The following is a 24,182-nucleotide window of genomic DNA, read 5'->3' as shown; positions in this document are numbered from 1 at the left end:
ACCAATGACTGTCAATGATTTACCCATCGTCGCCTTTTTTCAGCGCGTGCTTGACCCGCTGATCATCATGGGCACGCTGTACTTCACTTCGGTGCTGTATGGCGAACCGTTTACTGGTTATTCGCTGGTGCTGATGGTGCTGGCGTTCTTTATCTCTTCATCGGTCTATCAGCAGGTGGACCCGTACCGCATGTGGCGCTCCGGCCGTATCCTGGCCTACTCGCGCGATATTTTCATGGGCTGGATTGTCACGGCCATCATCCTGGTTTTCCTCGGCAATGCCAGCGGGCTGGCGTATCACTACGAAACCTCGGTGGTGCTGAGCTGGTTCTTTGCCACGCCATTTGCGCTGCTGTTCAGCCACCTGGCTGCGCGCAAGGTCAGTGTCGATCCGGCCAAGGCCAGCGAAGTGCGTTCGGTGCTGATTGTCGGCGCCAACGATGTGGGCGCGAAGTTTGCCCGCACCATCGACCGTTATCCCAATCTGTTCCTCAGCGTGCGTGGCTTCTTCGACGACCGCGGGGTGGAGCGCATGGCCGGCGAATTGAATTACCCGGTGCTGGGCAAGATGGACGATGTCGCGGCCTATGTGCGCGAGAACAATATCAAGATGATCTTCATCAGCCAGCCGATCTCGGCACAGCCGCGCATCCGCAAGCTGCTGGACGATTTGCAGGACACCACGGCATCGGTCTACTTCCTGCCCGATATCTATGTGTTCGACCTGATGCAAGCCCGCTTCGACAATGTGGGCGGCATGCCGGTGGTGGCGATTTGCGAAACGCCGTTCACCGGCTTCAACAGCTGGCTCAAGCGTGCCAGCGATTTCATCCTGGCCACCATCATCCTGATCCTCTTGACGCCGATCATGCTGGTGATTGCACTGGCCGTGCTGGCCAGTTCACCGGGGCCGGTGATCTTCCGCCAGCGCCGCTACGGCCTGTATGGGGAACAGATCATCGTCTACAAGTTCCGCTCGATGAAGGTGACGGAAGACGGGGCAAAAGTGGTGCAGGCAAAAGTCAACGATTCGCGCCTGACCCGCATCGGCGCCTTCCTGCGGCGCACCTCGCTGGATGAGCTGCCGCAGTTCATCAACGTGCTGCAAGGCACGATGAGTATCGTTGGGCCGCGTCCGCATGCGGTCGCGCACAACGAGCAATACCGCAAGCTGATCAAGGGCTACATGCTGCGCCACAAGGCCAAGCCCGGCATCACGGGCTGGGCCCAGGTCAATGGCTTGCGTGGCGAAACGGAGACGCTCGACAAGATGGAAGCGCGCATCCGCTACGACCTCGACTACCTGCGTAACTGGTCCTTGTGGCTGGACCTCTGGATTATTTTGCGCACCGTAAAAGTTGTTTTAGCTCGGCAAAACGCACATTGACTTTTTTCATCTCAAGTCAATCGTGCGCGGCAATACGCCCATTACAATTGCAGCATAAAGTTGCTATTTTGTCTATTTGCAACAATCGGGAGGACTACTTTGAACACTCAACTCAACCAGCGACTCTTGAGCGCCGGACTGGCCGTCCTCACCGCCGCCGCTCTGGTCGCATGTGGTAACAAGGCCGAGAAGAAGCCTGGCCAGGCGCTGGCCAGCGTCAACGGCGAAGAGATCACCGTACTGCAACTGAACGACGAACTGGCACGCAACAATGCACCAGCCACGGCCAACCAGGAAGCGACCCGCAAGCAAGTGCTGGAAGCCCTGATCGACCGCCAGCTGCTGGACAGCGAAGCGGCCAAGGAAAAAATCGATCGCGATCCGAAAGTGGTGCAAGCCATTGAACGCGCCAAGTCGCTGATCCTGGCGCAAGCCTATATGCAGAAGCGTGTCGGTACGCTGACCAAGCCCAGCAAGCCGGAAGTGGAAGCCTACTTCAGCCAGAACCCGCAGTTCTTTACCAACCGCAAGCAATTCGATATGCGCGAGCTGGTGGTGGCCACGCGCGATGTCAGCGATGAGCTGAAAGCGGCAATGGATGCGTCCAAGTCGCTGGACGATGTGTCGACCTGGCTGGATGCGCACAAGGTCAAGTACGCACGCGCCCAGATCAGCCGCACCAGCTCGGACTTGCCGCCGGAACTGTCGGCCAAGCTGGCGGCCATGCCAAGGGGGCAGATGTTCATCATCCGCGAAGGCGAGCGCAGCATGCTGATCTCGATTGCGGACGTGCACCCGGCGCCGGTGAATCTGGAAACGGCCACGCCGCAGATTGAGCAATTCCTGTACGCGAAGAAGAACAAGGAAGCGGCCGAAGCCGAAATCAAGCGCCTGCGCTCGACGGCCAAGATCGCTTACATGAATCAATCCGGTGGCACCGGAGCAGCGCCGGCAACGACGCCTGCGGCTGCAGCTGCCTTACCGGCCCAGTCCGCCGATGCCACGCCCGTTGATAGTGGCAAGACGGAAATGAACGAACGCGGCGTCGCCGGCCTGAAGTAAGGCGGCGTCCTCAATGTGCAAAGAAGGAGAATGACGATGAAAAGACTGATGATGTGGGTGATGGCAGTCCTGCTCGGACTGTCCTTCGGCATCGCGCAGGCAGCGGATGTCACGCTGGGCCCTGGCGACGTGGTGAAGGCTTCCGTGTATGGCAATCCCGATATGGCGATCGAAACGCGCATCAGCGATTCCGGCCGCATGACTTTCCCGCTGCTGGGCCAGGTCGAAGTCGGTGGCCTGACGGTGCCGGAAGCGGAAAAGAAAATCGGCGGCTTGCTGGAGAAGGGCGGCTATGTGCGCAAGGCGCAGGTCAACCTGATCGTGTCGCAAGTGGCCAGCGCGCAGGTGTCGGTGCTGGGGATGGTGAATCGTCCGGGCCGCTATCCGCTGGAAGGCGGCAAGCGCGGCGTGATGGACATGCTGGCGCAGGCGGGCGGCTTCAATGCCGACGGCGGCGACACCGTGACCCTGGTGCGCAATCGTAACGGACAGGTCACCAAGACGGTGGTCGACGTGGTCGACATCGTGCGCAACGGCGCCATGGATAAAGACATGGAACTGGCGCCGGGCGATGTGATCTACGCGGAACGCAGCCCGCACTTCTACATCTATGGCGAAGTGCAGCGTCCCGGCTCCTTCCGCCTGGAACGCCAGATGACCGTGGCACAGGCGCTGGCGGTGGGCGGTGGACTGACCCCGCGCGGCACCGAGCGCGGCACCCGCATCAAGCGCCGCAACGGCGACGGTTCCATGCACGTGGTCGATGCGAAAGCCGACGACCTGGTGCAAACCGACGACGTCATATACATCAAGGAGAGCTGGTTCTGACCGGCAGGGGACTATTATGAATTTTGCCCAGTTTCTGCTGATCCTCCGCGCCCGCAAGCGCATCGTGCTGCTGACCTTGCTCGTGACGGTGTGCGCCACCCTCGTTGTCAGCTTCCTGCTGCCCAAGACCTATAAAGCCACCAGCTCGCTGGTGATGAACTTCAAGGGCATCGACCCGCTGACCGGGCTGACATTGCCGGGCAACCTGTTGCCAGGCTATATGGCCACCCAGATCGACATCATCAGCAGCAAGAACGTGGCGCTGCGCGTGGTGGACCAGCTGAAGCTGGCCGATAGCCCCGCCGTCATCCAGCAATTCCAGGAATCGACGGATGGCCACGGCACCGTGCGCGACTGGCTGGCCGAGCTGCTGCAGAAGAAGCTCGAAATCGTGCCGTCGAAAGAAAGCTCGGTGGTGGACGTGACCTTCAAGGGTTCCGATCCGCAATTCGTGGCGGCGGTGGCCAATGCCTTCGCCGACGAATACATGAAGGCCACGGTGCAGCTGCGCGTCGATCCGATGCGCAAGGCGACCCATTACTTCGACAACCAGCTCAAGGTACTGCGCGATAACCTGGAGGCGGCTCAGGCCAAGCTCTCCAAGTATCAGCAGGACCACGGCATCGTCAGCCTGGACAATCGCCTGGACGTGGAGAACCAGCGCCTGAACGACCTGTCCACCCAGCTGGTGATGGCGCAATCGCAGTCGATGGAAGCGGCCTCGCGCCAGGCCATGGCGCGCGGCCAGGGCGGCGAATCGCCTGACGTGGCGGGCAGCCCGGTGGTGCAGAACCTGAAGCTGCAGCTGGCCACCGCCGACAGCAAGCTGGCCGAATTGAACCAGCGCCTGGGCCAGAACCATCCGCAGGTGCAAAGCGCTCGCGCGGAAGCGGAACGCCTGCGCCGCGCGCTGCGTGAGAACACCGCCATCACCTCGGCTTCCGTCAGCAATAACGCCGGCATCTTCGCCCAGCGCGAAGCGGCCCTGCGCGCAGCGCTGGCGGAGCAGAAATCCAAGGTGCTGGAGCTGAACCGCTATCGCGACGAGATGAATGTGATGAACAAGGATGTCGAAAGCGCCCAGCACGCCTTCGACAACGCGTCGATGCGCTTCTCTCAGACCCGTATCGAAGGCCAGTCCGATCAGTCCGACGTGTCGGTGCTGAATCCGGCCGTGCCGCCGATTGAACCGGCTGGTCCGAAGATCATCCTGAACACCGTGCTGTCGCTATTCCTGGGCAGCATGCTGGGCATTGGCCTGGCGATGCTGGCCGAGATGTTCGACCGCCGCGTGCGTTCCGCCACCGACCTGTCGGAAGTGGTGCAGATCCCCGTGCTGGGCGCCATCGACTGGAATCCGCCCAAGCCGCGCCGCTTTGGTCCGCTGCGCCTGAATCCGCCGCGCCGCCAGCTGAGCATGAACTGAAATGGAGTCTGCCATGAATCATCCTTACCCCATCAACTCTGGTTTGGGCCACAATGCGCGCCAGGCCAGCATCGGTGCACTGCTGCTGGAGTCCGGCAAGATCACGCCGGAAAATGCCGAGAATGTGCTGGCCTTGCAGCGGGAGGAGGGCATCCGCTTCGGCGAGGCGGCCCGCCGTCTGGGCCTGGTGGACGAAGCCGATATCCAGCAGGTGCTGGCGCGCCAGTTCGACTATCCCTATGTGCAGGTGGGCGAGAATCAGTATTCGCCCAAGCTGGTGGCGGCCTTTCAACCCTTCAGCCGCCAGGTGGAAATGCTGCGCGCCGTCCGCAGCCAGCTGATGATGCGCTGGTTCGCGCGCGGCCGCAAGGCGCTGGCGATTGTCGGCGCCGGTCCGGGCGATGGCGCCAGCCTGTTCGCCGCCAACCTGGCGGTGGTGTTCTCGCAACTGGGCGAGAACACGCTGCTGGTGGATGCCAATCTGCGCCACCCCAGCCAGCACACCATCTTCGATCTGCAAGGGCGCCTGGGCTTGTCCGACATGCTGGCCGGCCGCGCCAGCATGGATTCGGTGGCGCCGATCGATGGTTTCGTTTCGCTGTCCGTGCTGTCGGCGGGCACCGAGCCGCCTAATCCGGCCGAGCTGCTGGCGCGCCACGCTTTCGGCGGCCTGAATACGCAGCTGGAAGCGATGCACGATATCGTGCTGTACGACTGCGCGGATCTGGCCACGGCGTCCGATGCGCTGCCAGTGATGGCGCGCGCGCATGGCGTGCTGGTGGTGGTGCGCAAGAATAAGACTTCGCTGTACGATGTGGCCGCCCTGGGCGAGCAGGCGGCCCAGGCAGGTTGCGAAGTGGTGGGCTCGGTCCTGGTCGACTTCTGATCATGCAAAGCACTCTGGACGCCCATCCCAACAGCCTGACATCCCTGAAGGCAGTGCTGCCTGAGTGGTGGCCCGTCGTGCTGGGCATGCTGGTGCTGTTCGTGCCCACTTTCTATACGCTGTTCAGCGGCCTGTGGTCGACCGAAGAGCAGGCGCATGGGCCGATCATTCTCGGCCTGTCGCTGTGGCTGATGTATCGCCAGTGGCCGGACATGATGGCCCGCACCGAAGGCCAGCCGCAGAGCGCCGGCTGGATTGCGGCCGGCATCGGCCTGCTGCTGTATATCCTGGGCCGTTCGCAGCAGATCATCGCCTTCGAAATCCTGTCCTTCGTGATTCTGCTGGCCGCCGTGCTGATGCTGAAATGCGGACGCGGCGCCATGCGCGTGCAGTGGTTCGCTTTCTTCTTCATGCTGTTCATGGTGCCGCTACCGGGTCCGCTGGTGAGCATGCTGACCATGCCGATGAAGATGGCGGTGTCCTGGGCCACTGAACATGTGCTGTTCGCCATGGGTTATCCGATCGCGCGCAGCGGTGTGATTCTGCAGGTTGGCCAGTACCAGCTGCTGGTGGCCGATGCCTGCGCCGGCTTGCAGACCCTGCTCACGCTGGAAGCGCTGGGTCTGTTCTACCTGAACGTGGTGCGCCATTCCTCGACCTTCCGCAATATCGCGCTGGCCATGCTGATTATTCCGATCTCGTTCACCGCGAACGTGATCCGCGTCATCACGCTGTCGCTGGTGACCTACTACATGGGTGATGAAGCGGGGCAGGGCTTCCTGCATGGCTTCGCGGGCATGGTGCTGTTCATTACTGCGCTGGTACTGATTATCAGCGTTGACTCCTTCCTTCAGTGGTTCGTCAAATGGCGCAATTCATGAAAAAGTCGATGATGGTCAGTCTGACCCTCGGCGCCTTGATGGTGTCGTCGGCGGCGGTGACCAAGGTCGTGACGCCATCGGTGAAGATGGCGGACGCGCAGGGCCGCTTCAGCCTGGCCCAGATGGTGCCGCAGTCTTTCGGCGACTGGCGCGAAGACACGTCCATTATTCCCCTGCAGGTCGATCCGGCCACGCAGGCCAAGCTGGACAAGATCTATAACCAGACGCTGGCGCGCACTTATATCAATGGCGCAGGGCAGCGCATCATGCTGTCCATCGCTTACGGCGGCGACCAGGGCGACAATATGGGTGTGCACAAACCCGAGGTGTGCTACACCGCGCAGGGCTTCGATGTCAGCGGCGCCAAAACCGGCAGCATTCCCACCGCATTTGGTGCGCTGCCTGTGAAGCGCCTGTACGCGGTGGCTGGCGCGCGCAATGAGCCGATCACCTACTGGATCACGGTCGGCAGGAAGGCAACGCTGCCCGGCATGCAGCAGCGCTTGCAGGAACTGCGCTACGGCCTGACCGGCAAGGTGCCGGATGGGATGCTGGTACGCGTGTCCAGCATCGGCGCGGATACCGCGGTTGCCTATTCGCTGCAGGAGTCGTTCATCAAATCGCTGCTGCAATCGATGGACGAGGCCTCGCGTGTGCGCTTGATTGGAGTGTTTGACGCATGAAGCTGCCGTTTTTCCGCAAGCCGGCCATGGCGGGCGCCGCCGGTGGTGCGCGTAGCGCTGCACCGCTGCGCCGCGCGCCGGACCGCAGTATCCCGCTGGTGCTGCTGCTGCCTTTCCTGTTGCTGGCGGCCTTTGTCGGCATGGTGGGCGGCCTCGATTCGCCGGCGCTGGTCGCCATTATCGGCGCGGCCGTGCTGTCGGTGCTGCTGCTGTTCGTGCTGCCGCTGTACGGCATGTTCCTGTGCCTGTTCGTTCTGACGTTCCTGATACAGGGCTCGGCGCTCTATTTCGCCGGCTTCAAGGCTGCGACCTGGCTGGCTTTCGGCCTGGCCATCCTGTTCTTCTTCCGCGCGCTGCTGGACCTGGTGACGAAACGCCAGCGCGGCGTGCGCACCATGCCGGGCGATGGTTCCTCGGTGCCGGTGGCGGCCGTGCTGTTCATCGTCTGCTTTGCTGTCAGTATCGTATTCAACCGTATTCCAAAGGCGCAGATGGCGTCCGCCATCAAGTCCACGCTGCCGATGTTCTCCGTGCTGTTCGCGCTGTACTGGTTCGCGTGGAAGGAAGCGCAGCTTGAGCGCATCTGGAAGCTATTCTCCATCGTCGTGCTGCTGCAGGTGCCGGTCGTGCTGTATCAGCACTTCGTCGTCGCCAGCGCCACCACTTTTGACGCCATCGTCGGCACCTTCGGTGGTACGCCCGGCGCCGGCGGCAACAGCGCCGTGATGGTGTTCTTCACCGTGTTGACCATGGGTTATGCGGCGGCGCGCTGGCAGGCGGGGCTGCTGTCGCGGCGCGCCATGCTGGGCATGATGTTTGTCGGTCTGGCCATCATCATGCTGGGTGAAGTGAAGGCGGCCTTCATCTGGCTGCCGCTGGTGCTGGGCTGGGTGCTGCGCAAGCGCATTCTGAAAAGCGTGTTCGCCTTCATTGGCTTCGGCCTGCTGGTGGGTGTCTTCGTCGGCACGACCTATATCGTGTACGACGCCCTGTACTGGGGCAAGAAGGTCGACTCCGGCCGCTCCGTGGCGGACAAGCTGGATAAGGGCGGTGGCTACTTCTTCGATCCGAATAACGTCAACTACCGCACCGGCGAAATCAGCCGCGGCGCATCGATCGCGATCTGGGCGCACGACCCGCAAGAGACCATGCCGCGCCGCCTGGTCGGCTATGGTCCCGGCTCCATCAAGCCTGCCGGTCTGATGGGCGCAGGCGAGGTCGCATTGCGCTACGCACCGCTGCACCTGGATGCCACGGCACTTGCAATCTTGTTGTGGGACCTGGGCGTATTGGGCGCTGCCGCTTATGGCTCCATGCTACTGTTTGGACTGCTTGCCGCATGGCGCTATGTGCGGCAGGGCAGGGGAACGCCGGCCCAGCGCGCGATAGCCGACACCTGTGTGGCCGCCATGCTGCTGTTCCTCATGATGCTGATTTACAGCCGGGCAGTCATGGATGAGCCGACCGCGCAATTGCTGCTGATGCTATGCCTCGGAACCGTCGTTCAGTTATGCCGGTTTACCGAGTCTAAGAAAGCTGCTGCCAAGCGGTTAACACCTGTTGCAAGAATGGCTTGACATTTCTTTTCGTCTGTGTATTTTTCGCGCGACATTTGTTAAAAAGTGCCGTACGGAAATGAATTTTGCTGCCGATGGATGTACACTTTCCGTTCCTTCCCGAATCAAGGCTTACGCTGTTCTGAACGCAAGTTGTTGATTTGATTATGAATTGCGTGGAGAGTATTACATGAAACCGTTCAAAGCCGGCATTTTACAATTGGCTGTGTTCTCCGCACTGGCCACCCTCGCGTCGGCAAGCCATGCCGACTGGGCAACCTCAGTCAATATCGAAGCCGTGCGCCCAGCGCCGGACAAGATGCAGCTGCAGCCACAGAATCCGCCGGGCTTCTCGTGGTCGCGCTATCCCACTGCCACTTCCAGCACGTGGTATCTGGTCGTCGTTCAGCCGCCTGCGGGCGGCGCGCCAATCAAATCGGTAGTGTCGCGTAACTGGCTGCTGCCGACGCACGCTTTCACCGCTTCCGGCATCTACACCTGGAAAGTGGCGCCGTTCACCTACACCCAGGCGATGGCGGATGCCGCCGCTGCCGCGCGTTCAAAGAACATCGCGGCGGGCCGCAACACCGCGCAGGTTGAAGCGGCGGTCGAAGCAGCCATCGTGCCGCTGGCCGAACCGGTGGCCACCAACTGGTCTACCGTGCGCAGCTTCTCGCTGGACTCTACAGCGATGACCTTCCAGGTGCCGGACAGCGCCACTCTGCGCGACAACGTGATCAACCACGGCCGGACCCGCATGCTGTCGAAATATTTTGTCCCATACAGCAAATGGACTGCGGCCATGATCACCGAGCGCGGCGACGCCGTGCGGCGCCTGATCGAAAGCGTACAGTCGCGCATGACGATGACGGCAGTGAAAGATACCGACTGGCCGCTGCCTTACTCGGGCACCATGACCAGCGCACTGAGCGCGCAGAACAACGATATCCGCAACCGCATCAACAAGACCTCCTGGCAAGTGGAAGCTGCAGCCTTGCTGTATCGCCTGAAGCTGGGCGAAGCAACGGCGCCTGCTTACCTGAATGAAGCGCTGAAGCGTGGCGACGAACTGGCGGCCCTGAGCAATAGCGGTCCGACCAGCTACGCCACCCAGGACCAGGCGACGCGCGCCATCGCGCTGTCGCTGTCGAAGGCGCTGGATATGCTGTGGACAAATATCGATGCGACCCGCCGCGCCCGGTGGCAGGCTGCGATCACCGCCCGCACCACCGACATTTACAACGACCTGGCCGGCAGCAATGGCCGCATGGACCAGTACCCGTATGACGCCCACGGCGGCAATACGCTCGGCTTCCTGGCGCTGATCGCCGCGCTGAACGTGGGCGATGTGCCGCAGGCGCAAGGGTGGTTCGACTTCGCCGTGCGGACTTACGTGCACCAGGTTTATACGTGGAGCGGTCCGGAAGGCGGCTACGCTAATGGTACGGCTTATGGCCAGGCTGCCGCGGACTTCTCCGTGCAGATCTGGGACCCGCTGAGCCAGGCGCTGGGCGTGTCGATCTACCGCAAGCCATGGTCGGACGGCTTCCTGCGCTTCATGGCCCACTTCGTACCGCCTGGTTCGCCGAACCATGTGTTCGGCGACGGCCACGAAGATTCACCGAACACCTATCTGCTGAAGGCCTTTGCCTCGCGCTTCGACACGCCGGTTGCGAAGTGGTACTACCAGAGCATGTCGGGCGTGGAAGATCCGCTGACCCTGCTGCAGGCGCCGTCGCCGCTGCCGGCCACCACGCCAAGCACGGCAACGCCTCCGCCGAATGCCGGCATGTATCCGAGCGTGGGCTGGGCCGCGATGCACAGTTCGATGGCTGATCCGAAGCGTACGTCGCTGTACTTCAAGTCCAGCCCCTACGGTTCGTACAACCACAGCCACGGTGACCAGAACAGCATCGTGCTGAACAGCGGCGGCAAGCGTCTGCTGATGGAAGCGGGCTACTACGACTGGTACGGCTCGCCGCTGTGGACCAGCTGGTACCGCGCCACCAAGTCGCACAATGCCATCACTTACGACAATGGCATTGGTCAGAAGACGGACGGCAATACGGTCAACCTGGGCCGCAACGGCAAGATCACCGGCTTCTCGACCACTGCTGCGATGGACTATGTGGAAGGCGATGCAACGCCGGCCTTTGAAGGCGCCGTCTCGCTGGCCAACCGCAAGGTATGGTATCTGCGCAGCCAGAATCTGGCGGTGGTGATGGATAGCCTGACCGCACCGGCAGCGCACTCCTTCGAGTGGAACTTCCACGCGCCGGTAACGATCGCGCCGCAGTCCGACGGCAGCGCGACCATCGTCAACGGCGACCAGTCGGTGTGCGTGCGTTCGATTACGCCAGGCACCACGCTGGTGAAGCGTACGGGGCCGGCGCCGCTGACCGGCTTCGAAGACCACGCGGCTTTCACGCGTCCTTCGGCAACCAAGGCTGAGTTCCTGGTGTTGCTGGATGTGGGCTGCAAGAAGCCTGCAGTCAGCCTGACCACGGGTTCCAGCAGCCGTACGCTGACCGTGGGTAGCCAGACCATCACGCTGCCATTGCCGTAACCAAACACCTGCAGCCATGCCGAAACGGCGGATCGTTTGATCCGCCGTTTTTTTTCACCCTGCGCACGATTGAACGCATCCGGAACGCGAGAATTTGGTCAAATTGTTATACTAAATTCAAGATTTTTCGCGAGAGCATGCCGACATGACAGCGCCATATTCCGGACGCCAAACGCGTCGCAACATCGTGGCTTTCCTGGCCGGCAAGGTCCCCACAGCACTGCTGACAGCAGCCGTGCTGGGGCTGTCCGCAAGGGTACTTCCGGCCGCCGATTTCGGTTACTACGTGATCGGTATGGCCTTCATCGAACTGGCGCTGGGCCTGTCCACGCTGGGTCTTGACTGGGTTCTGCTGCGCTTCATTCCTGATGTGCGCCTGCACGGCAATCGCCGCGCGCTGGCCGGGCTGGTGTCCGGCGTGCTGTGCGGCCGCCTGCTTGTGTTGTCGGCAGTGGCGGCGTGCATGCTGCTGTGGCGTGATGCGCTGCATGCCGCGACGGGCTTCCCGCCCGAACTGGCGGGCATTCTGGCCGCGCTGCTGGTTGTCGAAGGCGGCATGCGCGTGCTGCGCGATAACACGCTGGAAGCGATGGCCATGCAAAGCTGCATGCAGATTGCGACGCTGCTCAAAGGTTCGATCGTCGCGGCAGCCTTGCTGGCCATGGGCCGCGGCGATGCGCACGGCACCGCGCAAGGATTGCTGCTGGCCGAACTGGCAGCCGCAAGCGCGACGCTGCTGCTGTCCGCCGGCTTCGTGCTGTACGCGATGCGCGCTTTGCCGCCGCTTCCTCAACCTGGCTGGCGGCGCGCCAGCTTTGCGCAGATGCGCAGGGTCGCGCAGCACAACTACGCCAGCGGCATTGTGGAATATCTGTATTCGCCTTCCTTCCTGCTTCTGCTGCTGGCGCGCGTGCAAACGCCGGAGGCGATGGCCGGTGTCGGTTTTGTGCTGCGCCTGACGGACATCATCCGCAACTACATGCCGGGCATGGTGATCTTTTCCGTGGTGCGCTCGCGCATGATCGGCGCTTACGCCGGCAACGGCGATTACGCGGAGTTGCAGCGCTGGGCGCATTTTGTTTTCAAGATCAGCGCGCTGACCTTGCTGCCGGTGCTGGCCGTCGCCGTGGTGTATGGCGATCTGGTTCTGCGGCTGGCCAGCGGCGGACGCTTCGCCGAATACCACGCGCTGTTTGCCGTGCTGTGCGCGTGGCTTGCGCTGCGCCTGCATCGCCTGATTCTGAACGTCGTCTGCAATGCCATCGGCCTGATGGGCATGTGGGCGCGCGCTGCGTTGTGTTCCTTGTTTGTACTGCCGATCCTGTACCTGGTGGGCTTTGAACATCTGGGTGTGTGGTTCGTTGCCATGGCTTTGCTGGGCAATGAAATCGTCATCAACTCGATGGTGGTAGCGGGCATGCGCGCACAAGGCTTCCTGTGGCCGTTGGGCTTGCGCTGGTGGAGCAGGGCGCTCGCCGCGCTGGTTGCGGCAATGTTTGTTGCGTGGCTGGTGCCGGGGCAAAGCGTGCTCGCTGCCATCGCAGGAGGTCTGCTGCTGTGCGCCGTATTCGTTGTAGCTCTGCTATTGTCCGGCGTCATCGACAAGATGGACCGCAATCTGATCAACCGGGCCTTGGGCCGCCAGCTGTTGTCTGAAGCATGATGAGAATCCTCGCAATTTATCCCGGCTTGAATCCGGTGTTTGACGAAGTGGCTTACGCCTTGCCGCCATTGGTGGCGCATGGTTCCGCGGTGCGCGTGATTACCTCGCGCGTGTCTGCGCTGAAAAGCACCGAGCAAGGTGTCGACTTCGAAAATTTCAATGGCGTGGAAATTCATCGCGTCTTCCCTGATCTGGTTTCCTTGTCGCAGCGGCCGGAGGACTATCTGTCTTCCGTCGAAAAGCTGGCGGATGATTTCGAACCTGATGTGCTGCTGGTGAATTCCTTTCATACCTTGCCGCTGCTGTCGCGCCTGCGCGAACGCTACAAGGTGCCGGTGCTGCTGCGCGTGGAATCGGCCGATCCGAGTTTGCTGGTGCGGCGCCGCTATTACGGCGGCGTCCCGGCACTGGGCCGCATCGCAGGGCGCATGCGCTGGTGGCAGGTGTGCGGGCAGGTCGATGCCGTCATGAGCAACGACCCGGCCGATCTGCCGGCGCTGGCGCGCATTGGCCTGCGCGGCCGGCGTGCTTACTACGCAGCGCACTGTGCACAGCGGCCGCCGGAATGGCGTCCGGCCAAACAGCGCAATCGCGATGAGATGATTTACATCGGTTCGCTGATCCGCCACAAGAACTGCACGCGCTGGCTCGAAACGGTGCCCGCGATTCTTGAGCAAACGCCGGTTGAACGTTTTGTTGTCATCGGCCGCGGACCATATCTGCATGTGGTGGAGGAGCTGAAGAAGCGCTTCGGCAGCCGCATTGAGCACATTACGGGCGTGACGCGCCTGGAAGCGCTGGAGCGCCTGTCATCCGCTTACTTCGCCTACACCGAGAGCAATTCAGGCTGGGGTTTCCTGTGCGACGCTTGGTCCACGCGCACGCCGGTGCTGTGCCCCCAGTCGACCTTCAGCATCGTCCCTGGCTGGACCGGCATGATGCCGCAGGATATTCCAACGTTGACCGCCACCATTCGCCGCCTATACGAAGACGATGAATACTACGCTGCTCTGCAGGACGGCGGTGCGCTGCGCTACGCATCCGAGCACACGGCCGACGTGGTGAGCAAGCAGTACCTCCAAATTCTGCGCGAAGTGGTGGCAGAGGGGCGCAAGCCATGATTCACGTACTCCTTTCGCAAGCGGGCGGCTACCGCGACATCATCGACTACCTCGCCGGGCGGGGAGCGCGTGTGACCGTCGTCGGACCGGAACCGCGCGAAGGCATACGCGGAAAGAAGGAGATTGTGCTGTCCATGCTGTCGCCGCGCGTGCTGCGTGCGCGCGGACTGTGGGGGCGCAATGATCGTGTGCTGATCGTTGGCTGGCAAGCCTTGCCGGTGCTGGCGCTGATTAAGGCGGGGGTGTTGCCGCGTCCTGAACGCCTGCTGGTGATGGGTTGCTTCATCCACGGCGAACGGGCACGCAATATCGTGAACGGCGCCTGGCGCAAGCTGCGCTTTCCCGGCCTTGGCTTCATCACTTTCTCGCACGGCGAAACGCGCAATCTGATTGATGCGGTGGGCATGCCGCCGGAGAGCGTGCACTTCCACCTGTGGCGCCAAGAGCTGGATGGCCAGGCGCAGGCGCAAGGTGAGGACGGCAGCATTTTTGCCGGCGGCTTTTCGAACCGCGATTACGATCTGCTGCTGCAAGCCGCCGAGCCGCTGGCTGCGCCGCTGGTGATTGTCGCCTCGGCGCGCAACAGCATTGCGGCGCCGGCGAGCGATCGCATCAGGATTCACCGCGATCTGCCCGAAGCTGAATTCGAAGACCTGCTGGCGCGCAGTTCGGTGGTTGCCATGCCGCTGCGCAGCCAGGGTGAAGCCTGCGGGCAAAGCGTGCTGCTGCGCGTGCTCCGCAACGGCAAACCGCTGGTGGCGACGCGCCATGAGTCGATTGAAGAATACCTCGGCGCCGACTATCCCGGCTTCGTGCCGCACAACGATGTCGGCGCCATGCGCACGGCGCTGGCCTCCGCACTAAATGAACCGTCGCTGCGCGCGACGCTGTCCGAACGCATCCGCCAGGCCGGCCGCAAGCTGGAGCAGCGTGGCGATCCGGGCGCGGAAATTGAACAGTTTTTATTGGCTTGAATATGAAACGCTTGCGCATACTGCAGCTCGTACCGGAGCCGCTGCCGACATTCCGGGCCGATGTGGCCACGTTGTTCGGCAAATACCTGCCGCGCTACGGCGTCGAATGCCACCTGGTCGGAAAAGGCAGCGCGGCACCGCTCGACGCGGACGGGCAGGGCGGTTTCGCCTCGCAGCGCCGATCGCAATCCGGTGGACGCCTGAAAGCTGAACTGTCCTTTGCTGTACTGTGCCTGCGCGCGCTGCTCGGCGCAAATCGCAGCAACTGCGATCTGATTCAGGTGCGCGACATGGTCAGCATTGGCCTGCTCGCGCTGATGGTCGCGCGCATCAAACGCATTCCGATGTCCTACTGGGTTTCCTATTTGATGAGCGAAGGCCGTATCGAACGCGCACGCACCGATCTCGCGCGCCGCGGCGGCTTGCGTCCCAGGCTGGTGCTGGCGAAAGGTCTGATCGAACAATGGCTGCTGTACCGCGTAGTGCTGCCGCGTGCCGATCACGTCTTCGTGCAAAGCGAAGCGATGGCCGCATTGATGGCCAGTCGCGGTGTGCCGCCTTCGCGCCTGTGCGCCGTACCGATGGGCGTGGACATGGAAAACGTCGCGGCCGGCGGCCTGGCGCCGCGCCAGTGGTCTGGCTGGGAAGGCCGCCCGGTGATCGCCTACCTCGGCACGCTGGACCGCGCACGCTGCCTGGATAAAGTCATTGAAGCACTGGTGCTGGTGCGGCGCCAGATCCCCGATGCCTGTCTGCTGCTGATTGGCTCCTCGCCGCGTCCCGAAGACATCACCCTGTGGTTGAATACCGCGAAACAGCGCGGCATCGGCGACGCGGTGCAAGTGACAGGCTGGCTGCATGCCAGCGAGGCCTGGCAGTATCTGCTGGGCGCGCAGGCGGCGGTGTCGTACATCCCGCGCGGCGCGCTGTACGACGTCAGCTCGCCGACCAAGCTACTGGAATATCTCGCGCTGGGCATGCCCTGCGTGGGCAACGATACGCCGGACCAGGCGGCCGTGCTGTCGGCCAGCGACGCGGGTTGGCTGTCCGCCAGCACGGCCGAAGCGATGGCGGAAGGATTGCTTGCCATCCTGCGCGATCCGGAGGCCGCGCGCCGCCGCGCCGCGGCAGGTCCTGAATTTATTGAGGCGGTGCGCAGCTACCGTGTGCTGGGTGAAGCTGTGGCGCGCCGCTATCACGCTGTGCTGGAAGGGGAAGGCCATGCTGTCTGACCTGAGAAAAGAATTGCTGTACGGCGGACGCGCGCTGGTGCGCGACAATGTCCTGAGCCGCAAACTGGTGGACCGCTTGAATCGCCACGAAACCATGGATGACCAGTCGCTGTCCGCCATGCGCAAGGAGTGGCTGCACCGTACGCTGCAAACGGCGATCAACAAGCTGCCCTACTATCGCCACATTCCTCGCAGCTTCTCGGTGGACGAAGCGCCGCAAGCGCTGCGCGAATTCTTCCCCATCGTGGAAAAGCGTACGCTGCTCGATAACGCGGAGGGCATGTATCCGAATGCCGGCAGCAAGCGTCTGTGGGAGGCCCTGGGCAAGACCAGCGGTACCACGGGAACGCCGCTGGTGGTGATCCGCAGCATGCAGTCCGTGCAGATGGAGCAGGCCTTCATCAAGCGCCACTGGACCTGGGGCGGCTACCACGACGGCATGCCGCGCGCGACGCTGCGCGGCGATATGGTGGTCAACCTCGACCAGCAAAACCCGCCGTTCTGGTTCGTGAACCGTTTTAATCGCCAGCTCCTGCTGTCCTCGCGCCACCTGACGGACGCCTGCATCGATCCCATCATCGACAAGATCGAAAGCTTCGGCCCGGCGATGATGCAGGCCTATCCGTCCACCGCTTACACGCTGGCGCAGCATCTCCAGCGCCGCGGCAGGCAGCTCAAAGTGCCTTTCCTGTTCAGCGCATCCGAACCGCTGTATCCGCACCAGCAGGCGCTGATCAACGAACACCTGGCGGGCAAGGTGATGGACATGTACGGCATGGCCGAACGGGTCGCCTTCGCCACACAGTGCGAACATGGCGAAATGCACATCAACCCGGATTACTCCTGGGTCGAAATCGTGGACGATACGGGCCGCCCGACCGATGGCTACGGCCACATCGTCGGCACCACCTTCCATAACCTCGCCATGCCGCTGGTACGTTATCGCCTGAGTGATCGCACGCGCTGGAAGCACGGGCGCTGCGCCTGTGGGCGCAACTTCCCGATGATCGAGTCGGTCACCGGCAAGCTGGAGGACGAGATCACGGGCGGCGACGGCAATCCGGTCAGCCCGTCCGTGCTGACATTCGCGTTCAAGGGCGTGGAGAACATCCGCAAATCGCAGGTGGCGCAGGTTGGCCCCGGCCACTGGGAGCTGCGCATCGTGCCGGACAAGAATTTCAATGCTGCGGATCGCGACAAACTGCTGCACAACATCCATCATCTGGTCGACGCGACCGTACGCGTGACCATAGTGATGAAAGACGACCTGCCGAACACCTCGGCCGGAAAATTCCGTTGGGTGATCAACGAATGGCGGGCCGCATGAAGAAGATCGTCATGCTCGGCACCGGCCTGGATACGATGGGTGGTATCGCCTCCGTCGTGCGCGTCTATCAGCAAGCGGGCCTGCTGCAACGCTATGGCATTCGCTACATCGCCACGCACTGCGACGGCGGCAAGCTGCGCAAGCTGCGCGCGATGGTCAATGCCTACGCGACCTTCCTCGGCATGCTGTTGCGCGGCCAGGTTGGCCTGCTGCATGTGCATGTCGCCTCGCGCGCCAGCTTCTGGCGCAAGTCCGGCTTTTTCGCGCTGGCGTTTGCATTTGGCATTCCGTCCATCCTGCACTTGCACGGCGCGGAGTTTGCTCAGTTCTACGGCGACGAATGCGGGCCACTGCGCAAGCGTATCGTGCGCGCCATCTTCAATCGCTGCGAGCGCGTCGTGGTGCTGTCGGATGCGTGGAAGCGCTGGGTGCAGGGCGTCTCGTCCAATCCGCATGTGGAAGCGATCTACAACCCGGTGCTGCTGCCATCGGCCTCGGCGTGGACTGAGCGCCAGCGCGGCGCCGTGCTCTCGCTGGGCCGCCTGGGTAAGCGCAAAGGCAGCTATGACTTGCTGGAAGCCGCCGCGCGGGTGCTGCCCGCCGCACCCGCGGTCGAGCTGCGACTGGGAGGGGATGGCGAGCTGGATGCTGTCCGCACGCGCGCCGCGCAACTGGGCATGGCCGATCATCTGAACTTGCTGGGCTGGGTCAATGGCGAACGCAAGGAACAGCAGCTGGCGGCGGCCATGCTGTACGCGCTGCCGTCCTACAACGAAGGTTTGCCGATGAGTGTTTTGGAGGCGATGGCCGCCGGGCTGCCGGTTCTGGCGACGCCGGTGGGCGGCATTCCGGAAGCGGTGTCCGATGGCGTGGAAGGCTTCCTCGTCCAGCCGGGCGATGTGGACGGCCTGGCTGCACGGCTGGAACAGCTGCTGCAAGACGAAGCGTTGGCGCAGCGCATGGGCGCTGCGGCGCGGCGCAAGGTGGAGACGACGTTCTCCAGCCAGGCCGTGCTGCCGCGTGTTGAAAAGCTCTATCAGGAACTGGGATTTGCGCCTTTATGACTTCACTGGCCTGGAAAATCAATCGACTCAAGCTGATGGGCGCACCCGAGATTGCGTGGCGCGTGCGGCAGCTGGTGCAGAAGAAGGCCAGTAAATTCGGCGTCGGCCTCGCGCTCGATCCACCGGCGCCTGCGCTGGTGCGGCTGGGCGCTGCCTTCGTCGCAAGGCCCGAATTGGCGGACCGCGCTGCGCTGGTCAGCGCAGCGGACGAAGTGCTGGCAGGCCGCTGGAATGTATTTGCCATGCGCGGGCGCCAGCTCGGCTTCCCGCCGCAATGGAACCGCGATCCGAAAACCGGCACCGTGGCGCCAATGAGGCTGGGTAAAGCCATCGACTACCGCAGTGAGCATGTGGTAGGCGACATTAAATACCTGTGGGAGCCGAGCCGCCATCTGGAACTGGTGACGCTGGCCGCAGCCTGGCGGGCAACGGGCGACCGCCGCTACGCGGAAGGTGCGCGCACGCTGCTGCTGTCATGGTTCGAACAATGCCCGTATCCGATAGGCGTGCACTGGACCAGCTCTCTGGAACTGGCTGTGCGCTTGCTGAACTGGGCTTTCGCCTGGCAACTGCTGGGCGACGAAGTGGGCAAGCACCCGGACTTCCAACGCCGCTGGCTGGACAACATCTACCAGCACTGCCACTTCATCCGCGGCTACTTCTCGCGCCACTCGTCCGCCAACAATCACCTGTTTGGCGAGTACATGGGGCTTTACGTCGCCAGCTTGCAGTGGCCGTGCTGGCCCGAGAGCAAACGCTGGCACGCGGTTGCGCGGCGCGGGCTGGAAATTGAAGCGCTGAAGCAGAACGCATCCGATGGCGTGAACAAAGAGCAGGCCATCTACTACCAGCACGAAGTAATGGACATGATGCTGCTCTGCCAGCACATTGGCGCCGCCAACGGCGAGAGCTTTTCGCCAGCCTATTTGCAGCGCCTGGAACGCATGGCCGAATTCGTGGCCGCGCTGATGGACGTCGGCGGCAATGTGCCGATGACCGGCGATGCCGACGATGCGCAGATGGTCCGCATCAGCTACGAACCGGACTGGAATCCTTACCGCTCGCTGCTGGCCAGTTGCGCCATTCTGTTCAGCCGCGCGGATCTGAAGGCGAAGGCGGGAGCGCTGGACGACAAGAACCGTTGGCTATTCGGCGCAGAAGGCGAGTCGCGCTGGCGCACGCTGACGCCGGCGGAACCGGAACGGCCGGTAATGGCCTTTCCGGAAGGCGGCTACTACCTGCTGGGCAGAGCCTTTGGCACGCCACAGGAAGTGCGCATCGTCGCCGATTGCGCGCCGCTGGGTTACCTGTCCATTGCCGCGCATGGCCATGCCGATGCGCTGTCTTTCACTTTGTCGGCCGGTGGCGAAGAGTTGCTGATCGACCCTGGCACCTACGCCTACCACACCCAAAAAGCGTGGCGCGACTACTTCCGCGGCACTGCGGCACACAACACGGTTCAGGTTGATGGGCAGGACCAATCCGAGATCGGCGGCAACTTCATGTGGCTGAAAAAAGCCCATGCAGAACTGGTCGCCCATCGGGTCGATGGGGAACATCAATTGTTCGAAGGAAAACAAGACGGATATTGCCGTCTGGGTGATCCTGTGCTGCACCGCCGCATGATTGCGTTCGATTCCAATCGGAACGGGGTAGTTGTCAAAGATATCTTAGAATGCATTGGCGAGCATGAGGTGGCTTTGCACTGGCATTTCGGGGAGAAATGCCAGGTCGAGACGACACCTGACAGTGTGCTTGCAACGACGAGAACGCGGAGCTTGAACATGACATGCAGTTTCGGCGAAGGTCCGAAATTATTGCATTGCAGCACGACTCCTGTCGCGGGCTGGATCTCGCGAAAGTTCGACGAAAAAGCTGGCATCACGACGGCAGTGTGGCGCGGCAAAATCCGCGGCACCACCGAGATCGTGACCGAGATTGTTTTGGCGGCGGGCCACTAGCCCGTCCAACATCAAAGGAGCAGCATCTTGAAAATCAGTATCTTTGGCATGGGCTATGTAGGCGCTGTTTCGGCAGGTTGCCTCGCAACGGATGGCCACGAAGTGATCGGCGTTGATCCCAACCGCACCAAGGTTGATCTGATCAACCAGGGCCAGACGCCCATCATCGAAAAAGACATCGGCGAGATGATCGCTGCCACGGTGAAGGACGGCCGCCTGCATGCGACCGACGACGTGCGCCATGCCGTCATGAACACCGATATGTCGCTGATCTGCGTTGGCACGCCGTCGCAGCTGAACGGCAATCTCGACCTGAGCGCAGTGCGCAAGGTATGCGAGCAAATCGGCGCCGCGATCAAGGACAAGAAGGGCTTCCACGTCGTGGTCGCGCGCAGCACCATGCTGCCAGGCTCCATGCGTTCGGTAGTGATTCCGGCGCTGGAAGAATCGTCCGGTAAAAAAGCGGGCGAGGACTTCGGCGTCTGCAACAACCCGGAATTCCTGCGCGAAGGCACGGCGGTGCATGACTATCACCATCCGCCCAAGACCGTGATCGGCGAGACCGATGAACGCGCCGGCGAAATGCTGCTCAAGCTGTACGAAAAAATGGATGCGCCGGTGGTCCGCACCAGCGTGGAAACGGCTGAAATGGTCAAGTACACCGACAACACCTGGCACGCGCTGAAGGTGGCTTTCGCCAACGAGATCGGCAATATCTGCAAGGCGGTCGGCATCGACGGCCATGAAGTGATGGAGATCTTCTGCCAAGACACCAAGCTGAATCTTTCCTCCTACTACATGAAGCCGGGCTTCGCGTTCGGCGGCTCCTGCCTGCCGAAGGACGTGCGCGCGCTGACCTACAAGGCTCGCGCGCTGGACCTGGAACTGCCGCTGCTGAATTCCATCCTGCCGTCCAACACCAAGCAGGTCGAGAAGGGCCTGAAGATGGTGATGGACAAGGGCAGCAAGAAGGTCGGCATTCTGGGCTTCTCCTTCAAGGCCGGCACCGACGACTTGCGCGAGTCGCCGCTGGTCGACGTGATCGAGCAACTGATCGGCAAAGGCTATGAGCTGCGCCTGTACGACCGCAATGTGAACCTGGCCGCGCTGACCGGCGCCAACCAGGACTACATCCTGAACATGATTCCCCACATCTCCAAGCTGATGATGACCTCGATGGCGGGCGTGCTTGATTTCGCCGACACCATCGTGATTGGAAACGGCGCTGCCGAATTCAAGGATGTGCCGAATATGCTGAAACCAGGCCAGAACCTGGTGGACCTGGTCCGCATCAGCAAGGAACATAGCGGAGGGGCTTACGATGGCATCTGCTGGTAAGCGTGTCCTGATCCTGGTCGAGAACCTGCCGTCGCCGTTCGACCGGCGCGTGTGGCAGGAGGCGACCACGCTGCGGGCGCACGGTTACGAGGTGTCCATCATTTGTCCGACTGGGAAGGGCTACGAGAAGCGCTACGAAGAACTGGAAGGCATCCATATCTACCGCTACAAGCTGCCGCTTGAAGCGGAGGGCGCCAAGGGCTATGCGATCGAGTATTCACTGGCGCTGTTCCACACCTTCCGCCTGGCGCTGAAGGTGCTGTTCCAGCGCGGTTTCGACATCATCCATGCCTGCAATCCACCCGACCTGCTGTTCCTGATCGGCGGCTTCTTCAAGCTCACCATGGGCAAGAGGTTCCTGTTCGATCACCACGACATCAATCCGGAACTGTATGAAGCCAAATTCGGGCGGCGCGATTTCTTCTACAAGCTGATGGTGCTGTTCGAGCGCTGGTCGTTCAACACGGCCGACGTGTCGATCGCCACCAACGATTCGTACAAGAAGATCGCCATCGAACGCGGCGGCATGGACCCGGACAAGGTCTACGTGGTGCGCTCCGGACCCAAGCTGGACCGCCTGCGCGTGCTGCCGCCGGTGGAGGCGCTGAAGAAGGGCCGCAAATACCTGGTCGGCTATGTCGGCGTGATGGGCGCGCAGGAGGGCATCGACCTGCTGCTGGCATCCGTACGCCACATGGTGCACGACATGGGCCGCACCGATGTGCAATTCGGTCTGGTCGGCGGCGGTACGTCGCTGGAGCAGATGCAGGCGCTGGCGCAGGAACTGGGCGTGGCGGACTACGTCACCTTCACTGGCCGCGTGCCCGACCAGCAGCTGCTGGAAATGCTGAACACGGCCGATGTCTGCGTGAATCCGGACGTGGCCAACGACATGAACGACAAATCCACCATGAACAAGATCATGGAGTACATGGCGCTGGCCAAGCCCATCGTGCAATTCGATCTGGTGGAAGGCCGTGTGTCGGCCCAGGATGCCTCGCTGTATGCGAAAAAGAACGATCCGGTGGACATGGCGAAAAAGATCGCCGAGCTGCTGGACGATCCCGAGCGCCGCGCGCGCATGGGCGAGTACGGCCGCAACCGCGTGGTCAACGAGCTGGAATGGAAGTACGAAGCGCCCAAGCTGCTGGCAGCGTACGAGCGCCTGTATTCGGATACGGCCCCGCGTCCCAGTGCGCTGCGCCAATTGAGCAATAAGGAAGCGGAATGAACATCCTCGTTACTGGCGGCATGGGTTATATCGGCTCTCACACGGTCGTTGAGCTGATGCAGGCCGGCCATGACGTGGTGGTGGTCGATAACCTGACCAATGCCGACATCTCGGTGCGCCATCGAGTGGCCCGCATCACCGGCCGCGAATTCTCCTTCCAGCAAGCGGATATCCGCAATCGCCAGGCGATGGAGGCACTGTTCAGCGTGCACAAGTTCGACGCGGTGGTGCACTTCGCGGGCCTGAAGGCAGTGGGTGAATCGACCGAGCAGCCCTTGCGCTACTACGACAACAATGTCGGCGGCAGCGTGGTGCTGTTCGAAACCATGGCGGCGGCAGGCGTGAAGACGCTGGTGTTCAGCTCTTCCGCCACGGTGTACGGCGATCCGGCGCGCGTGCCGATCACGGAAGACTTCCCGCTGCAGGCCACCAATCCTTATGGCCACAGCAAGCTGATGATCGAAGAAATCCTGCGCGATACCGCGCAGGCCGACGCCAGCTGGCGCATTGCGCTGCTGCGCTACTTCAATCCGATCGGAGCGCATGCCAGCGGCCTGATTGGCGAAGCGCCGAGCGGCATCCCGAACAATCTGCTGCCTTATATCGCCCAGGTGGCGGAAGGGCGGCGCGATCATCTGAACGTATTCGGCAGCGACTGGCCGACGCCGGACGGCACCGGCGTGCGCGATTACATCCACGTGGTCGATCTGGCGGTGGGCCACGTCAAAGCACTGGACAAACTGGCGGCCACGCCAGGCTTACATACCTACAACCTGGGAACAGGGCGCGGCAGCAGTGTGCTGGAGATGGTGCGCGCCTTCGAAACGGCCAGCGGCAAGCCGGTCCCCTACAAGATTGTCGCAAGGCGACCCGGAGACATCGCCGAATGTTATGCAGATACTGGCCTCGCCGAGCGTGAGCTTGGCTGGAAGGCTCAATACGATGTGGCGCGCATGTGCCAGGATGCCTGGCGCTGGCAGTCCTCATCCAAATAGC

The 24,182-nt window shown here is 62.2% G+C and carries 19 protein-coding genes; all 19 read left to right on the top strand.

What is annotated here, in order from left to right:
• Window positions 1-4 precede the first annotated feature (4 nt).
• Window positions 5-1,387 (top strand): undecaprenyl-phosphate glucose phosphotransferase, encoded by a 1,383-nt coding sequence (locus tag AB4Z19_RS25100; RefSeq protein ID WP_442036410.1) that lies wholly within the window; start codon window positions 5-7, stop codon window positions 1,385-1,387.
• A gap of 99 nt (window positions 1,388-1,486) precedes the next feature.
• Window positions 1,487-2,449 carry an EpsD family peptidyl-prolyl cis-trans isomerase gene (locus AB4Z19_RS25095; RefSeq protein WP_442036408.1) on the top strand — a complete coding sequence of 321 codons (963 nt, stop codon included), beginning with the start codon at window positions 1,487-1,489 and terminating at the stop codon, window positions 2,447-2,449.
• Between the two features lie 36 nt (window positions 2,450-2,485).
• Complete coding sequence (epsE, locus tag AB4Z19_RS25090) at window positions 2,486-3,277, top strand: polysaccharide export protein EpsE (RefSeq protein WP_442036406.1); 792 nt, start codon at window positions 2,486-2,488, stop codon at window positions 3,275-3,277.
• A 16-nt stretch (window positions 3,278-3,293) separates the two neighbouring features.
• On the top strand, window positions 3,294-4,703 hold the full coding sequence (epsF, locus tag AB4Z19_RS25085; RefSeq protein ID WP_442023099.1) for a chain length determinant protein EpsF: 1,410 nt from the start codon (window positions 3,294-3,296) through the stop codon (window positions 4,701-4,703).
• A gap of 13 nt (window positions 4,704-4,716) precedes the next feature.
• Window positions 4,717-5,589: a chain length determinant protein tyrosine kinase EpsG gene (epsG, locus tag AB4Z19_RS25080; RefSeq protein WP_442023100.1), complete on the top strand. Its 873-nt coding sequence runs from the start codon at window positions 4,717-4,719 to the stop codon at window positions 5,587-5,589.
• Window positions 5,590-5,591: 2 nt separating this feature from the next.
• Entirely contained in the window at window positions 5,592-6,470 is an 879-nt protein-coding gene (gene xrtB / locus AB4Z19_RS25075; protein WP_442036404.1) for an exosortase B, read from the top strand.
• Entirely contained in the window at window positions 6,467-7,153 is a 687-nt protein-coding gene (gene epsI / locus AB4Z19_RS25070; protein WP_442023102.1) for an exosortase-associated protein EpsI, B-type, read from the top strand. Before xrtB ends, epsI begins: the two co-directional genes overlap by 4 nt.
• Window positions 7,150-8,730, top strand: a complete 1,581-nt coding sequence (locus AB4Z19_RS25065) for a hypothetical protein (protein WP_442036402.1) — start codon at window positions 7,150-7,152, stop codon at window positions 8,728-8,730. Before epsI ends, AB4Z19_RS25065 begins: the two co-directional genes overlap by 4 nt.
• 169 nt (window positions 8,731-8,899) lie before the next feature.
• Window positions 8,900-11,275 carry a heparinase II/III domain-containing protein gene (locus AB4Z19_RS25060; RefSeq protein WP_442023104.1) on the top strand — a complete coding sequence of 792 codons (2,376 nt, stop codon included), beginning with the start codon at window positions 8,900-8,902 and terminating at the stop codon, window positions 11,273-11,275.
• A gap of 145 nt (window positions 11,276-11,420) precedes the next feature.
• Window positions 11,421-12,938 carry a lipopolysaccharide biosynthesis protein gene (locus tag AB4Z19_RS25055; protein WP_442023105.1) on the top strand — a complete coding sequence of 506 codons (1,518 nt, stop codon included), beginning with the start codon at window positions 11,421-11,423 and terminating at the stop codon, window positions 12,936-12,938.
• Window positions 12,935-14,059 (top strand): glycosyltransferase, encoded by a 1,125-nt coding sequence (locus AB4Z19_RS25050; protein WP_442023106.1) that lies wholly within the window; start codon window positions 12,935-12,937, stop codon window positions 14,057-14,059. Before AB4Z19_RS25055 ends, AB4Z19_RS25050 begins: the two co-directional genes overlap by 4 nt.
• The gene (locus tag AB4Z19_RS25045; RefSeq protein ID WP_442036400.1) at window positions 14,056-15,033 is read left to right on the top strand and encodes a glycosyltransferase; all 978 of its coding nucleotides are present in this window, start codon (window positions 14,056-14,058) and stop codon (window positions 15,031-15,033) included. The genes AB4Z19_RS25050 and AB4Z19_RS25045 overlap by 4 nt, the downstream gene beginning before the upstream one ends.
• A 2-nt stretch (window positions 15,034-15,035) precedes the next feature.
• The gene (locus tag AB4Z19_RS25040; protein WP_442023108.1) at window positions 15,036-16,265 is read left to right on the top strand and encodes a glycosyltransferase; all 1,230 of its coding nucleotides are present in this window, start codon (window positions 15,036-15,038) and stop codon (window positions 16,263-16,265) included.
• Window positions 16,255-17,592 carry a phenylacetate--CoA ligase family protein gene (locus AB4Z19_RS25035; RefSeq protein WP_442023109.1) on the top strand — a complete coding sequence of 446 codons (1,338 nt, stop codon included), beginning with the start codon at window positions 16,255-16,257 and terminating at the stop codon, window positions 17,590-17,592. Before AB4Z19_RS25040 ends, AB4Z19_RS25035 begins: the two co-directional genes overlap by 11 nt.
• A complete protein-coding gene (locus AB4Z19_RS25030) occupies window positions 17,589-18,656 on the top strand; it encodes a glycosyltransferase family 4 protein (protein ID WP_442023110.1) in 1,068 nt (355 codons plus the stop codon). The genes AB4Z19_RS25035 and AB4Z19_RS25030 overlap by 4 nt, the downstream gene beginning before the upstream one ends.
• Window positions 18,653-20,617 carry an alginate lyase family protein gene (locus tag AB4Z19_RS25025; RefSeq protein ID WP_442036398.1) on the top strand — a complete coding sequence of 655 codons (1,965 nt, stop codon included), beginning with the start codon at window positions 18,653-18,655 and terminating at the stop codon, window positions 20,615-20,617. Before AB4Z19_RS25030 ends, AB4Z19_RS25025 begins: the two co-directional genes overlap by 4 nt.
• Before the next feature lie 27 nt (window positions 20,618-20,644).
• Entirely contained in the window at window positions 20,645-21,955 is a 1,311-nt protein-coding gene (locus tag AB4Z19_RS25020; protein WP_442027267.1) for a nucleotide sugar dehydrogenase, read from the top strand.
• Window positions 21,939-23,186, top strand: coding sequence for a glycosyltransferase family 4 protein (locus AB4Z19_RS25015; protein ID WP_442027265.1), 1,248 nt, complete (start codon window positions 21,939-21,941; stop codon window positions 23,184-23,186). Before AB4Z19_RS25020 ends, AB4Z19_RS25015 begins: the two co-directional genes overlap by 17 nt.
• Entirely contained in the window at window positions 23,183-24,181 is a 999-nt protein-coding gene (galE, locus tag AB4Z19_RS25010) for a UDP-glucose 4-epimerase GalE (RefSeq protein ID WP_442027263.1), read from the top strand. The genes AB4Z19_RS25015 and galE overlap by 4 nt, the downstream gene beginning before the upstream one ends.
• Window position 24,182: the final 1 nt, after the last annotated feature.

Source organism: Pseudoduganella sp. RAF19 (assembly GCF_052114165.1).
Taxonomy (GTDB): Bacteria; Pseudomonadota; Gammaproteobacteria; order Burkholderiales; family Burkholderiaceae_D; genus Rugamonas.
Note: the sequence above shows the minus strand (reverse complement) of the source record. Positions and strands in the feature narration are given on the sequence as shown.

Coding starts and splice junctions, on each gene's coding strand:
- AB4Z19_RS25050 (WP_442023106.1), top strand. CDS start 12,935: ATGATGAGAATCCTCGCAATTTATCCCGGCTTGAATCCGGTGTTTGAC.
- AB4Z19_RS25060 (WP_442023104.1), top strand. CDS start 8,900: ATGAAACCGTTCAAAGCCGGCATTTTACAATTGGCTGTGTTCTCCGCA.
- AB4Z19_RS25065 (WP_442036402.1), top strand. CDS start 7,150: ATGAAGCTGCCGTTTTTCCGCAAGCCGGCCATGGCGGGCGCCGCCGGT.
- AB4Z19_RS25040 (WP_442023108.1), top strand. CDS start 15,036: ATGAAACGCTTGCGCATACTGCAGCTCGTACCGGAGCCGCTGCCGACA.
- AB4Z19_RS25030 (WP_442023110.1), top strand. CDS start 17,589: ATGAAGAAGATCGTCATGCTCGGCACCGGCCTGGATACGATGGGTGGT.
- epsG (WP_442023100.1), top strand. CDS start 4,717: ATGAATCATCCTTACCCCATCAACTCTGGTTTGGGCCACAATGCGCGC.
- AB4Z19_RS25055 (WP_442023105.1), top strand. CDS start 11,421: ATGACAGCGCCATATTCCGGACGCCAAACGCGTCGCAACATCGTGGCT.
- AB4Z19_RS25045 (WP_442036400.1), top strand. CDS start 14,056: ATGATTCACGTACTCCTTTCGCAAGCGGGCGGCTACCGCGACATCATC.
- AB4Z19_RS25015 (WP_442027265.1), top strand. CDS start 21,939: ATGGCATCTGCTGGTAAGCGTGTCCTGATCCTGGTCGAGAACCTGCCG.
- AB4Z19_RS25035 (WP_442023109.1), top strand. CDS start 16,255: ATGCTGTCTGACCTGAGAAAAGAATTGCTGTACGGCGGACGCGCGCTG.
- galE (WP_442027263.1), top strand. CDS start 23,183: ATGAACATCCTCGTTACTGGCGGCATGGGTTATATCGGCTCTCACACG.
- epsI (WP_442023102.1), top strand. CDS start 6,467: ATGAAAAAGTCGATGATGGTCAGTCTGACCCTCGGCGCCTTGATGGTG.
- epsF (WP_442023099.1), top strand. CDS start 3,294: ATGAATTTTGCCCAGTTTCTGCTGATCCTCCGCGCCCGCAAGCGCATC.
- epsE (WP_442036406.1), top strand. CDS start 2,486: ATGAAAAGACTGATGATGTGGGTGATGGCAGTCCTGCTCGGACTGTCC.
- AB4Z19_RS25025 (WP_442036398.1), top strand. CDS start 18,653: ATGACTTCACTGGCCTGGAAAATCAATCGACTCAAGCTGATGGGCGCA.
- xrtB (WP_442036404.1), top strand. CDS start 5,592: ATGCAAAGCACTCTGGACGCCCATCCCAACAGCCTGACATCCCTGAAG.
- AB4Z19_RS25100 (WP_442036410.1), top strand. CDS start 5: ATGACTGTCAATGATTTACCCATCGTCGCCTTTTTTCAGCGCGTGCTT.